Origin of the sequence: Mycobacterium sp. 852002-51057_SCH5723018 (assembly GCF_001667035.1) — a bacterium.
Taxonomy (GTDB): domain Bacteria; phylum Actinomycetota; class Actinomycetes; order Mycobacteriales; family Mycobacteriaceae; genus Mycobacterium.
The window spans coordinates 1-12,811 of sequence record NZ_LZIR01000116.1 but is presented as its reverse complement, the minus strand read 5'-3'; the positions used below and the strand labels follow the sequence as shown (position 1 = coordinate 12,811).

At 68.5% G+C, this 12,811-nt stretch carries 9 protein-coding genes and 2 pseudogenes; 3 read left to right on the top strand and 8 right to left on the bottom strand.

The window, feature by feature from the left end:
- Window positions 1-459, top strand: a pseudogene (locus A5764_RS29000) (hypothetical protein); the annotation flags it as partial.
- 33 nt (window positions 460-492) lie between these two features.
- Here the strand turns inward: A5764_RS29000 and A5764_RS23740 are convergent.
- The 5 genes from A5764_RS23740 to A5764_RS23720 are packed head-to-tail and all read right to left on the bottom strand — an operon-like array spanning window position 493 to window position 6,959.
- Window positions 493-1,725 carry a lysine N(6)-hydroxylase/L-ornithine N(5)-oxygenase family protein gene (locus A5764_RS23740; RefSeq protein WP_082951871.1) on the bottom strand — a complete coding sequence of 411 codons (1,233 nt, stop codon included), beginning with the start codon at window positions 1,723-1,725 and terminating at the stop codon, window positions 493-495.
- Window positions 1,726-1,735: 10 nt separating this feature from the next.
- On the bottom strand, window positions 1,736-2,542 hold the full coding sequence (locus A5764_RS23735; protein ID WP_067118133.1) for a GNAT family N-acetyltransferase: 807 nt from the start codon (window positions 2,540-2,542) through the stop codon (window positions 1,736-1,738).
- A gap of 11 nt (window positions 2,543-2,553) precedes the next feature.
- Window positions 2,554-4,095, bottom strand: coding sequence for a DHA2 family efflux MFS transporter permease subunit (locus tag A5764_RS23730; protein WP_082951870.1), 1,542 nt, complete (start codon window positions 4,093-4,095; stop codon window positions 2,554-2,556).
- Between the two features lie 42 nt (window positions 4,096-4,137).
- On the bottom strand, window positions 4,138-5,280 hold the full coding sequence (locus A5764_RS23725) for an acyltransferase (protein WP_067118130.1): 1,143 nt from the start codon (window positions 5,278-5,280) through the stop codon (window positions 4,138-4,140).
- Window positions 5,277-6,959, bottom strand: coding sequence for a DEAD/DEAH box helicase (locus A5764_RS23720; RefSeq protein ID WP_067118128.1), 1,683 nt, complete (start codon window positions 6,957-6,959; stop codon window positions 5,277-5,279). Before A5764_RS23720 ends, A5764_RS23725 begins: the two co-directional genes overlap by 4 nt.
- Before the next feature lie 698 nt (window positions 6,960-7,657).
- Here A5764_RS23720 and A5764_RS23715 point away from each other — a divergent pair.
- Window positions 7,658-8,239, top strand: a complete 582-nt coding sequence (locus tag A5764_RS23715; RefSeq protein WP_067118140.1) for an LppP/LprE family lipoprotein — start codon at window positions 7,658-7,660, stop codon at window positions 8,237-8,239.
- 236 nt (window positions 8,240-8,475) lie between these two features.
- On the opposite strand, the gene A5764_RS23710 is transcribed toward A5764_RS23715, so the two are convergent.
- Window positions 8,476-9,120, bottom strand: coding sequence for a TetR/AcrR family transcriptional regulator (locus A5764_RS23710; RefSeq protein WP_067118125.1), 645 nt, complete (start codon window positions 9,118-9,120; stop codon window positions 8,476-8,478).
- A gap of 125 nt (window positions 9,121-9,245) precedes the next feature.
- Window positions 9,246-9,608 carry a hypothetical protein gene (locus tag A5764_RS23705; RefSeq protein ID WP_067118122.1) on the bottom strand — a complete coding sequence of 121 codons (363 nt, stop codon included), beginning with the start codon at window positions 9,606-9,608 and terminating at the stop codon, window positions 9,246-9,248.
- A 384-nt stretch (window positions 9,609-9,992) separates the two neighbouring features.
- Between A5764_RS23705 and A5764_RS23700 the strand changes: the two genes are divergently transcribed.
- Window positions 9,993-10,802: a sulfotransferase gene (locus A5764_RS23700; RefSeq protein WP_067118119.1), complete on the top strand. Its 810-nt coding sequence runs from the start codon at window positions 9,993-9,995 to the stop codon at window positions 10,800-10,802.
- A gap of 208 nt (window positions 10,803-11,010) precedes the next feature.
- Here the strand turns inward: A5764_RS23700 and A5764_RS29745 are convergent.
- Window positions 11,011-12,811: pseudogene (locus A5764_RS29745) on the bottom strand (PE family protein); the annotation flags it as partial.

Genomic DNA, 12,811 nt, shown 5'->3' with positions numbered 1-12,811 from the left:
GGCGCTGCCGGCGGCACCGCCACCGGCGGCGGCGGCCTTGGCAACACCGGAGGCTTCGCGACCGTCCAGGCGGCCGGCGGCGCTGGCACCGTTGCTGGTGCGCCCGGCGGCGACGGCGGCGCCGGAGGCTACGGCCAGGTCACCGCATCGTCGGGCACCATCACCGCCAACGGGACCGGCGGCTACGGCGGGATCGGCGGGGCCGGCGGCACCGTCAGCGGTGCCTACGGCGGCGCCGGCGGCAACGGCGGCTTCGGCTACAACAGCGGCGGTGTTTCCGGCACCGGCGGCCACGGCGGCGCCGGGGGCGCCGGCAGCCTCACCGGCACCGGCCACGGCGGCACCGGCGGCGCGGGCGGCGACGGCACCGGCGGTGTCGCTGGCAACGGCACCGGCGGCCAGCCCGGCACCGGCGACACGGCCGGCGGGGACGGCTCAGCCGGCGCTAACTTCCCGTGACAGTCCGCGATTGATAGATAGGTCGCCGCGGCACTACGCGGAGGCGGCGTGCGGCCTGCGCTGCCGGCGCGCCTCGAATGCCGTAACTATTTCTCCGGCGCGCACCGCCACGTTGGAAAGCAAAGACGACGACAGGCCGTGCGTGTGCTCGACGGCACCGTTGAGGTAGATGTCACCCGGGGTCTCCGCTTTCGGTACCAGTCGATAGTCCCGGGTGACGGCGGGCCGCCGCAGCGCGTCGAATTCGTAGCGGTCGGCCAGGTCACCCAGGAGGCCCCGGACGTCCATCGGTGCGTAGCCCGTCGCGTAAATCACCGCATCGCAGTCCAGCGTTGCCTGCGAGCGATCGGTCAGGTGAGCCACCGTCAGCCGCACCTTATCCGGATAATCCTGCGCGCCAACTACTTCGCATGCATTGTGCGTGAATAGGCGACGACGCCCGACCACCAGCTCGGCGTATTCGCGCGAATAAAGCTCGTTGATCAACTGCGGATCGACCGCTGAATAGTTGGTCGACCGGTGATAGTCGAGTAGTCGTTGGCGCACTTGCGCGTCGGCCCGATAGAACTCGTCCACGGCGGACGGCTCGAAAATCCGGTTCGCGTACGGGTTGTCATCGGCGCCGCTGTACCCGTACCGGGCGAAGATCGCATGCACCTCGGACTGCAGGTAGGTCTCATGGAGGTGGGCGACCACCTCCGCCGCGCTTTGACCCGCGCCCACCACGGCGAATCTCCTTGGGGCAGCGGGGTTCAGCGCGCCCAGGTTATCGAGCAGCCGGTGGCTGTGCCACTGGCGGGGACTTTCGACGACGCCCGCGGGCAGCACGGGGTGCAGGCCGGCTCCCAAAACCAGTGTCGCGGCGTGGATGACGCCATCGGGTTCCGTCCGCACCACGAACCCGGCGTCACCGGCGGATATCTCGACGACACGGTGGTCGTAGCGGACGTCGGCGGCAACCCGGGTCGCGGCCCATTCGAGATAGTCGTGAAACTCCATTCGACTGGGAAACAATGTGTGCCGGCCGATGAACTCGACCAGCCGGCCGCGCTCGCTGAGGTAGTTCAGAAACGTGAAGTCGCTCTTGATGTTTCGCAGAGTAACCAGGTCTTTGAGGAACGGAACTTGCATGCGCGCGTCCGGCAGCAGCATCCCGAGGTGCCATCCGAACTTGGGCTGCTCCTCAACGAACACGGCGGCCAACCCTCGCTCGGCGAGGGCGATCGCCAGCGCGAGGTTTGACGGCCCGAAGCCGATCCCCAGCAGGCTGGTCTTCTCAGGAATGGGCATAGGAGCTCGCCAACCGTTCCAGATAGCGCTCATGGACCGTGGCCCTATTGATCAGCACGATGAAATCGGCCATGTCGAAGTCCGGATCGTAGGAGGGTTCCCCGCAGATCATCCCGCCGATCCGCAGTGACCCCTGCACCATCGGTGGGATACGCACCCGTCCCGGATCGGGTAGCTCGGAGAGGCTCAACCCGTTGACCCTGACGGGGTTTCGCGGAAACACCCGGTATTGGACGGGGGCGGCATGCTTGCCGAGGGCCGCGTCGCGCACACCTCGGACCAGCGCGCCGCGCGGCCCGCCGTCTTCCATCCGGACCGAGAGCGACCCAATCCCCCACTGGTAGCCGGTGATTTCCTGATATCGAAGGATCCCCGCCCACAAGAGACCCATGACCGCGCCGCTTCGGTGCTCGACGTGCACGCTCGCCCGGCCGAGTTCGACGAGTTGAGGACGCAACTCGTTCAGGCCACCGATATCGAACGTGGTGTCGGCGAAGAGACCGCCGGCGGCGCGGGCGCCGTCGGGCGGCAGCAGTCGGTAGCACCCGACGATCTGTCCGCTCGGCTCGTCTCTGGCCAGCAGATGGTCGCTGTGCGGATCGAACTGGTCGACGTCGATCATGTCCCCGGTCAGCGGTCCGCGGATCGCCCGCGGCAGTGCAGCGCCCATTTCCTCGGCAAACGTCTGGTAACGCAACCGCTGGGCTGCTTCGATGTTTGCCGGGTCGGTCGAGATGATGACGCTGTAGCGGTTGTTACCCGTCGCCGGGACGAGGACCGCATCGCCCAACATACATTCGAACGTTACACGGACATGCCTTCAGCAAACGGCAGCTCAGGCTCGCTGGGCCGGCGTGCGCCGACCGCGATCAAGATCGCGGCCCCAACCGCGGCGGCGGTCGCGGCGATCGCCGCGGCCACCAGGGCGGCCTGCATCCCGGCGGCGCTGGCCTGACGGGCCGCACGCGCGATCGCCGGTAGCGCGGGACGGTAGTCGGCCGGAAGGAAGTCGAGCACCCGCAGACCGGCGCCCGCGGACACCCTGTCTATGAGGCGATGCGCTGGCCCGGGTCCGAGGACGCTCACATGAGCCAGTTCGTGCGTGGCGCTGTCGGACGCCCGCCGACCGAACAAGGCCCCCAGGCCGGCGACACCGGCCAGGATGCCGACCTGGCGAACGGTGCTCACCGTGCCGGTCGCCATCCCGGCGTCGGCGACCGGCACGAATTGCAGGGCGATGTCGGACGTCAACGCGAACAGGCCACCGAGACCGAGCCCGGCCACCACGGAACCCGCGATGAAATGGGTCCACTGCGTGTTCTCGCTGACCCCGGTCATCAGCCATAGCCCCACCGCGATCAGCACCACACCGCCCGGGATCGACATCCACGCCGGAAAATACCGGGCCGCGGCCATCGCCAGCGGGGCGCCCAGCACGCAGGCGACGGTCAGCGGAAGGGCTCGCAGGCCTGATTGAAACGGGCTGTATCCCAACGTGTTCATGAAGTACAACGCCAAGTAATTGGTCGAGGCGATCAGGGTTCCGGCCGCGGCAAACGCCGCGAGGGATACCCCCGCAAAGCCCGGACCACGCACCACCCGTAGGTCGAGCATCGGCGCACTGGCGCGTGACTCCCACCAACCGAATACCAGCAGCCCCAACACGGAGAACGCGCTCAGCGTCAGGATCAGCCCGCTGGTCCAACCGCGGTGATTGCCTTCGATCAAGGCGTACACGCCCGCGAAGAGCGCGGCCGACAACACCGCGGTGCCGATCAAGTCGAGTGGACGATCCGTCGCGGCCCGGGTTTCCGGGACGAACCGTACGGCGATCGCCAGGGCGGCTATCCCGATCGGCACGTTGATCAGGAAAATGGCCTCCCAGCCGAAGGCTCCGACCAGTGCCCCACCGAGCAGTGGCCCGACGGCGGCGCCCGCGCCCATCACGGCGCCGTAGATCGCGATCGCAACGCCTCTTCCCCGCCGTTCGGGAAACGCCGCAGCCACCATCGGCAACGAGACGCCCAGCAGGACCGCCCCGCCGGTGCCTTGAAGCGCCCGGCACACGTTGAGCATCTCGATGCTTCGGGCCAGCGCGCAGCCGGCGGAAGCCAGCGTGAACACGGTCATTCCGGCCAGGTAGAGACGTCGCCGCCCGAGTCGGTCACCCAGCGTCGCGGCGGTGAGCAGCAGTCCCGCCATCGGCAGCGCGTAAGCGTCGACCACCCATTGCAGGCCGCTGAGTTCGGCGTCCAGGGACGCCTGGATGTTGGCGAGCGCGGCCGAAACGATGGTCATGTCGAGCAGCAACATGAACACCGCGAGACAGACCGCGAGCAGTGTCAGGCGGGAATGAATGGGCGTCCTGCCATCCCCGTCGCCCGACACCTAGCCGTCCTTGACGCGGGTGAAACGGTGCAGGAGCCACGCGAGCGGAATGGTGATCACCAGCGTCGCGACGAACAGGTACAGCATCGAGCCGGTGTAGACGTGGGCGCGGACCACGTAGACCATCGCGAATTCCATCGTGATCAGGTGGATCAGGAAGATCTCGTAAGAGATCTCCCCTAGCCACACCATCGGCCGGCTGGCCAGCAGCCCCGCGTACCAACCCTGGTCACCGAGGCCCAGCGGCGCCACCGCGAGCACGGCGATGACCGCATAGAACAGCGTCTTCACCACGGCCTCGCGCACCGTGGCCGGCGACGTCGTTGGTGCGCCGGCGATCGGCGTGGAGACGATGAAGTAACAGATGATCGCCAGCGGGACCGCCATGGCCGCGTAGCAGCGCACCCCCATCTGCTGCAGCACGGCCAGCGCCATGCCGCCCAGGAACCAGCACAGATAGGTGGGCAGCCAAAGCCGGGCGCCGTCGGGGAAGAAGTGATCGGCGTGCACCAGGACCAACCAGGCCGGGCTGATCAGCGTCATCGCCACCAGGGCGGCGAGCACGAGCTTGGGCTGCCACTGCCGCCGGCTGATCACCACCAGCAGCAGGTAGGCCAACAGCGGTAGCGACACATAAAAGGCGGCCTCCACCGCGAGGCTCCACATCTGGGTCAGGCCCTGGTGCAGGTACTTGCCGAGGTAGCCGTTGCAGTAGATCTGGGTCAGGGTCAGGTTGCGCACCAGGCCCAGCCACGTGTGCCCGGGATTGGGGCCCACCTCGCGGAAGTGGTACAGCACGTAGGCGAACAGCACGGTGACGAGGTAGGCGGGCATGATGCGCCGAATCCGGTGTCGCGCATAGCGACTCACCGACGGTGGCGGGCCGCCGGTGGCGGCCGACTTCACCCAGGGGCGAAACAGCAGGAAGCCCGACAGCACGAAGAAGATCGGCACGCCGATCTCCATCCGGGCGCCCACGAGGCCCCAATAGCCATGCACGTACTTGCCGGTGGTGTAGGCCGCGTGGGTGCCGACGACGAGCAGCGCGGCGACGGCGCGGATGCCGGTCAGCGACGCGACGCGGTCGACGTGGGCGGTCTGCTCTAGTCCGCCCTGGGCGTCTTGTTCCTCGGACAGCGTCATCCTGCGGGTTTCCTGCGGGGCTTGGCCTGGCTGGGGCCGCGGTCGGGCCGAAGGTCGATCAACACACCGGAGATGCGGGTGCTCTCGAGCTTTTTCAGCGTCGCCCTCGGCAGCTTGGCCGGCAGTTCCACCAGTGAGAAGTCGGGCCCGATGGCGATGTGGCCGAAATCGCTGCGGTGCAGCCCGCCCTCGTTGGCGATGGCGCCGACGATCGCGCCGGGGCCGATCTTGTGCCGTTTGCCCACCGAGATCCGGTAGGTGGCGAAATCCCTTGGGGGCCTTTCGGAACGTTCGCGGTGTTCCCGACGTTCGCGCCGCTCGGGTGGCGGTTCGGGCGCCATCAGGAACGCCTCGCCGTCGCGGGACTGCACCGCCAACGCCGCGGCGATGTCGGCCATCGGGACGTTGTGCTCGCGTTCGTAGTCCTCGACCAGCCTGCGGAACAGCTCGATTGCGGGGTTGCCGAGCGCATCGGTGATGGAGTCGGCGAACTTGGCGACGCGCTGGGCGTTGACGTCCTCGACGGTGGGCAGTTCGGCCTCGGTGAGCGGCTGCCGCGTGGCCTTTTCGATCGCCTTGAGCAGGTGGCGTTCCCGCGGGGAGACGAACAACACCGCGGCCCCCGAGCGTCCGGCCCGGCCGGTGCGCCCGATGCGGTGGACGTAGGACTCGGTGTCGTGCGGGATGTCGTAGTTGAGGACGTGCGAGATGCGCTCCACGTCAAGGCCTCTGGCGGCCACGTCGGTGGCGACCAGGATGTCGATGCCCTTGGCGCCGCCGCGTTTGAGGGCGGCGATGGTCCGCTCGCGTTGCGCCTGCGGGATGTCGCCGTTGATGGCGGCCGCGGAAAACCCTCGGGCCCTGAGCTTTTCGGCGACCTTCTCGGTGGCCTGTTTGGTGCGGACGAAGACGATCATCGCCTCGAACGGTTCGACCTCGAGGAGGCGGGTGAGCGCGTCCATCTTGCGGGGACCGGCGACCTGGATGTAGCGCTGCGAAATGTTCTCGGCGGTGGTGGTTTTCGCTTTTGCGGTGATTTCGACCGGATCGTGCAGGTACTTGGTGGTGAGCTTGCGGATCGCCGGCGGCATGGTCGCGGAAAACAGCGCGACCTGCTTGTATTCCGGGGTTTCGGACAGGATGCGCTCGACGTCCTCGGCGAAACCCATGGTGAGCATCTCGTCGGCCTCGTCGAGCACCAGGTAGTCGATATGAGACAGGTCCAGCGTCCCGCGCTCCAGGTGGTCGATGACGCGGCCGGGGGTGCCCACCACCACCTGCGCGCCGCGCCGCAGCCCGGCCAGCTGCACGGTGTAGGACGATCCGCCGTAGATCGGGAGCACGTTGATCTTGGGCAGATGGGCCCCGTAGCGGCTGAACGCCTCGGCCACCTGCAGGGCCAGCTCGCGGGTGGGCGCGAGCACCAGCGCCTGGGTCGCGGTGCTCTTGGCGTCGATCTTGGACAGGATCGGGATCGCGAACGCCGCCGTTTTGCCGGTACCGGTCTGGGCCAGTCCGACGACGTCGGAGCCGGCCATCAGTGGCGGAATCGTCGCGGCCTGGATGGCCGTCGGAGACTCGTAGCCGACGTCCGCGGTCGCCCGCAAGACGGCAGGGTGAATATCCAGGTCGGCAAACGTGGGCGAGGCAGCCTCGGGCGGGCTGTCGGAGAGGGTCATCGTGCAAAAAGTCTAGTGGCGAACGAGGGCGTGTTCGCGCCCGGCGCTGCGCGTCACCACGCACCTAAGAGATCGCGAGCGTGCGTGTCGGTACGGCGACACGCCGCATCAGGCGTACAACTGCGCACGTTGGCGTTCGTGGCTCACCCACCACGAGCGCTGAGAGTCAGTCAGTCGTTGTCCAGCGCCCGCACCAATACGATCGTATGGCCACGACGCGCGTGTCGTCCCACCGTCGGGGCCGGCGTGTCTGACGCCGAGAGCGCCGGCGGGCGGTCACGCGTGGACCGGCTCGTGACGCAGCGGTGAAGGCGTTTGCCGCCCGCGGCACGTAGCCAATGCGCACTTCATCCAGGCCGTAAACGACCATGTGACGGCGGTGCTGACGACATCGCTGACCGCGGTCGCCGCCGGGCACTGCACCGGCTTCAACAGCAAGCACTGGCCAAACCGGGCCTCGACCCGATCTTGATGACGCTCAAATCCCCTGGTGCTGGGCGTGTTCATTCTCCGCTCGCAACTGAACCGGCACTCGCCCGAAACTCTCACCAGCCCAACCCAATTAGAGGGATGGCGACATGCCACCGAGCAAATCATCGCCGACGGCCAACTGCAAAGACCACCCGAGTAAACGTCGCCACCGCAATGTCGACGACGCGGCCACGCCTGCCACACCCGCGGGCACGATGACGGTACGGTTGCGCGATGTGTGCTCGCTACCCTGCCGCGCGCTGACAGGCGTCGCCCTTCTCGCGTCGGCCTGCCTGGCTTTGAGCGGTTGCGGTTCGGGAGATTCCACCGTCGCCAAGACGCCGCAGGCCACCACGACGTCGACCGCGTCGATCACCGCGCCGGCCACACCCATCCCGACGTCCGGCGTCGCCGCCCCGCCCGCCGACCCGTGCGCGACCAACCTCGCGGCGCCCACCATCGCCAAGGTGGTCTCCGAGCTGCCCCGCGACCCGCGCAGTCAACAGCCCTGGAACCCCGAGCCGGTGGCCGGCAACTACAACGAGTGCGCCCAGCTGTCGGCGGTGATCATCAAAGCCAACACGAACGCGGTGAATCCGACCACGCGGGCGGTGCTATTTCACCTCGGGCAGTTCATCCCGCAGGGCGTGCCCGACACCTACGGGTTCAACGGGATCGACGCGGCCCAAACCACCGGCGACACAGTCGCATTGACCTATCCCGGCGGCCTCAACGGCCTCAACACCGACGTGCGGTTCCACTGGAATGGCAGCGCGGTCGAGGTGATCGGGAACCCCGCCCGGCGTTGACCGAAGCTGAACACGGCGGAAAGCTGCCGACGTTCCGCTATGGCTAATTGCTAGATGCCGCTGCTGCCGTCGCTGCCGTCGATTGCGCCATTGCTGCCGCTGCCCCGCGGGGCCGCCTTCGCCGCCGTCGCCTGCTATTGCCACCCTGGCCACCGTGGCCGGCGTTCTGGCCGCTACCGACCGCGCCGTCGGCGCCATCCCGCCGCCTATGGACGCTTTGGTGCGACGCGGGGGTGCTAGTCGCGGTGGGGTTCGGGGCCGGGCCGTCGTAGTTGGCCGGAGGCGATGATGACTTCGGTGGCGTTTCGCCATCGGTGCAGTTGCGCGGGGGTGGTCAGCGCTTCGGGCAGGTGGCGGCTCAGATGCGAGTTCAGCATGAACATGCCGAGCACCAGCGTCAGCGGGTTGAGCACCATCCAGACCGGGTCCAGGCCGGGCTGGGTCAGGCCTTGTTGTTGAATCTGAGCCCAGTAGCCGGTGCAGATCTCGACCAGGCCGTCAAAGACGCGCACCCCGATCGGGGCGCCATCGATCAGCGCCCGGCACAAGTAGTCGACGACCTCGATGTGGTTGGAAAACAGCGAGGTCACCCGGTCTGCCGCGTCGGCGACGGGGTCGCCTGGCGCCGAGGCCAACGGCGCGGCCAGCGACTCGGTGAGCACCGTCATCACATAGTCGTCGACAGTGCGGATCAGGTTGTCCTTGGTGGTGAAGTGATGCTGAACCAACCCCACCGAGACCCCAGCGGCTTTGGCGATGGTGCGCAGTGAGACGGCTTCGGTGCCGTGGCGGACGAAAAGCGTCAACGCCGCATCGCGGATCCGCACGATGCGCGGTGGCTCTTCTCCACTGGTCGAAGGAATCGCCGCCTCGCAGGTCATCACCTTAGAGTAGACACGCGGGCAATAGCGCTTCCGCGACACGCCAAGACCCGTCACCGTACGGTCGTATTGGCGGCCCCGGGGCTTCATCAACCGCCGACGACTGAACCGGACCCGCAGCCCTGTCAGCCGCTGACGATGAGTGGCAGCAAGACCGTTCCCGGGCCGCCGGTCACCACGATCACCCAACGGCCATCGAACGGCAGCCTGGCCGAGACCGGGAAGAACGCGAAACCGATTTCGGCCGTGACGGCGGCTTCGGGCACTTCGTACCGGATGTGCAGCGGGTCATCGCCGGTCGGGGGCCGGATCTCCACATCGACCCGCCGGTCCGGAGCGTCCGTCTCCGTCTGAATCAGCACCACGAGCACAAACTCGGCCGACCGGTCGGGCCCGACCACATATCGGGACAGCACACCGCCCGCGACGCTGAGTTTGTTGTCGACCACCGAGGCCGCTTCGGCAAGAAACGCCCCCGTAACGATCATCCCGCCGAAGGTACCGCTTCGCGGGTTCTCCGCAGAGCAGCCATCAGGAATCAAGGCTGTTCTCAAGGTGATTTCGAAGAATACGTAAAGCGCGCGCTCCCGCCGAGTTGCCCTCGGGCGGCGGTTCGGGCGCCATCAAAGCGCTCCCCGTCGGCGGGATCGCACCGCCGGCGCCGCAGCAACGTCGGCCAAACGTCGGCCAAACGGGACTTGTGTTCGCGCTCGTACACCTGAAGCACGGAGGTGCGCCGCATGCCGGAAGCCACCGTCGCTCCGGCGCTTAGCTCGTGGCGGGCGGCCGCACTCATCCGGACCAGCCAATTGGTTAATATGACGAAGTCAGAGCGCCAATTCGGCAGGCGCGGACGGTAGGTCGGAGGTGCCATCGTAGCCATCCACTTCATCTCGGGTCTGCCGCGTTCGGGTTCGACTCTGCTGGCCGCGTTGCTACGGCAAAACCCGCGGTTCCAGGCGGGGATGTCGGGCCCGCTGGCCGGCCTCTTCGGGGCCCTGCTGGGCGAAATGAGTGGGCGCAACGAGTTTTCGATCTTCATCGACGACGCCAAACGCGAGCGCATCCTGCGCGGGTTGTTCGACGACTTCTACGCCGACAGCCCAGCGGAGGTGGTCTTCGACACCAACCGCGGCTGGTGCGCGTGGATGCCGGCGATTGCGCGGCTGTTCCCCGACGCGAAGGTGATTGCCTGCGTGCGTGAACTGCAGTGGGTGGTCGACAGCCTGGAGCGGTTGATCCAACGCAACGTCTTTAGCCCGTCGTCGATTTTCAACTACAGCGCCGGAGGCACGGTCTATACCCGCGCCCAGCAGGTGATCGCGCCCGACGGCATGGTGGGCGGTCCCTACGACGCCCTCAAGCAAGCGGCGTACGGCGCGCAACGGGATCGGCTGTTGTTGCTGCAGTACGAAACCCTGGCGACCGACCCGGCGAAGGCGATGGCGGCCATCTACGCGTTTCTCGGTGAGCCGGTGTTCGAGCACGACTTCGGCCACGTCGATTACGACGTACGCGAGTTCGACGAGCGCGCCGGCACGCCGGGCCTGCATACCGTGCGCCCCACGGTCAAGGCCGAGCCCCGCGACACGGTGCTGCCGCCGGATCTGTTCAAACGCTTTGTCCGCGATGCCTTCTGGCGCGATCCCGAGAGGATTCCCGACGGGCTGCAGGTCGTCTGAGGTTTGTCGGTTCGAAGACGAGGGCGGCTTCAGTGCCCCCGATCATTGTGGTGGCTGATTGGGCCAGCTGGCACGTTCGCGCTCGATCTGGGCGCACGGTGTCCGTCGCGTCAGTGTGCTCAGTCGTGCGCGGTCAGTAGTGCAAATGACAACCGCGGCCGGGTCTTTCGACCGGGCCGCGGTTGCCATATCCGTCACCGGCCTACTATCACGGGAAGTTGGCTCCGTTGGTTCCGTCAGCTCCGTTCGTGTTGCCAGTGCCGGGGTCGCCGTCTGTGCCGTCGCCGGCGGTGCCGCCGGTGCCATTGCCGCCGATGCCACCGGCTCCGCCGTGGCCACTGCCGGTGCTGCTGCCAGCGCCGCCAGACCCGCCATTGCCACCGGTACCACTACCGACGGCCGTGCCGGTGCCGTCGCCACCGTGGCCGCCGACGCCGCCTGACGCACCGCCAAATGCGCCACCGTCGCCACCGGCCCCTCCGTGGCCGCCAGTACCGTTAGCGACGACGGTGCCGGTCGATGCATCGACGTAGCCGAAGCCGCCGGCGGCGCCGGCACCCCCGGGAGCACCGGCAACGGTACCGTCGCCACCGGCACCGGCGGCCCCGCCGACCGCGTTGCCCGAAACGTTCGCGTCGCCCAGGGCCTGCACCCACGCCATACCCGCCGTGCCGGCAGGCGTGCCCGTCTGCGCGGCGTTGCTACCGCCGTCGCCGCCCAAAGCCCCGGTGCCGCTGTCGCCGCCGGCCCCACCGGTGGCGGTGCCGCTAGCGGTCGGGACGTCGCCGGGAGCCGTGGGGTTCTGGGCGATGATCGCCGCCTCACCGCCATCCCCGCCGGTGTGGCCGTCAAAGCCCGCACCGCCGGCCCCACCGATCGCGCTTCCCGAAGCGTGGCCGGTCGTGGCGCCAAGGTTGCCGTAACCGCCGTCAATCTCGGCCCACCCGCCGGCACCGCCGTGGCCACCGTTGCTGCCGGCACCGCCATCACCACCGGTAGCCCCGCCAATAGCGATGCTGTTATCACCAAGGGCCTCCACGACGCCGTGGCCGCCGTCGCCACCAGCGCCGCCGACTCCCGCACCCGCCCCGCCGGCCCCACCGAGAGCGGTGCCATACGCGGACTGCCCGACATTGCCGGGGAAGTAGCCAGCTTCAATCTCCGCATTTCCGCCGAGCCCACCGGTGCCGCCGTCGCTGCCGGCACCACCGATCCCGCCGGTCGCGGTGCCCGCAGCCGTGCTCCTCAAACCGCTGGCACCCACATAGCCATACCCGCCGAGCCCGCCAGTGCCGCCGGTGGTACCGGCGCCACCGGCCCCGCCAGTCGCGGTGCCATTAGCCACGCGGCCACCGGCGCTGGCCTCAACGGTGGCATAGTTCCCGGCGCCGCCGGTGCTGCCCGCACCCGTACCGGCCCCGCCACCGCCACCGGTCGCCGTACCAATCGCAGCGCTGCCGTGAGCATCAGCGGTGATGCTGCCGGCACCACCAGCACCGCCAGCACCGCCGGAGGTGCCAGCACCGCCGGCACCACCAGTTGCGCCGGTGCCGGTGCCAGAAGCGATACCAGTAGCCGCGCCGCCATTGGTAGCGCTGATCGAACCGGCACCACCGGCACCGCCGGTGCCGCCGTCGCTACCCGCGCCACCGACGCCGCCAGCGGCCGTGCCGGTAGCGGTGCTATTCGTGCCGCTGGCCTCAACCAAGCCGGAGCCGCCGGCCCCGCCGGTGCCGCCGTTGCTGCCGAGCCCGCCGCCCCCGCCGGTGACGGTGCCGTCACTGACGACGCCACCGTTGATGGCTTCGAGGTTGACAGAGCCGCCGGTCCCGCCGGTGCCGCCATTGGTGCCGCCAGCCCCGCCCACCCCGCCGGTGGCGATGTCGGTGCCGGAAACCGAGCTGCCTGCGCCAGCAAAGATGTTGGCACCGCCGCCAGCCCCGCCAGCCCCGCCATCGGTGGTGCCGGTGCCGGCCCCGCCAGCGCCGGCGGCGCCGCCGGTGGCGGTG

Coding starts and splice junctions, on each gene's coding strand:
- A5764_RS23735 (WP_067118133.1), bottom strand. CDS start 2,542: ATGTTGGGCGATGCGGTCCTCGTCCCGGCGACGGGTAACAACCGCTAC.
- A5764_RS23725 (WP_067118130.1), bottom strand. CDS start 5,280: ATGACGCTGTCCGAGGAACAAGACGCCCAGGGCGGACTAGAGCAGACC.
- A5764_RS23720 (WP_067118128.1), bottom strand. CDS start 6,959: ATGACCCTCTCCGACAGCCCGCCCGAGGCTGCCTCGCCCACGTTTGCC.
- A5764_RS23710 (WP_067118125.1), bottom strand. CDS start 9,120: ATGACCTGCGAGGCGGCGATTCCTTCGACCAGTGGAGAAGAGCCACCG.
- A5764_RS23705 (WP_067118122.1), bottom strand. CDS start 9,608: ATGATCGTTACGGGGGCGTTTCTTGCCGAAGCGGCCTCGGTGGTCGAC.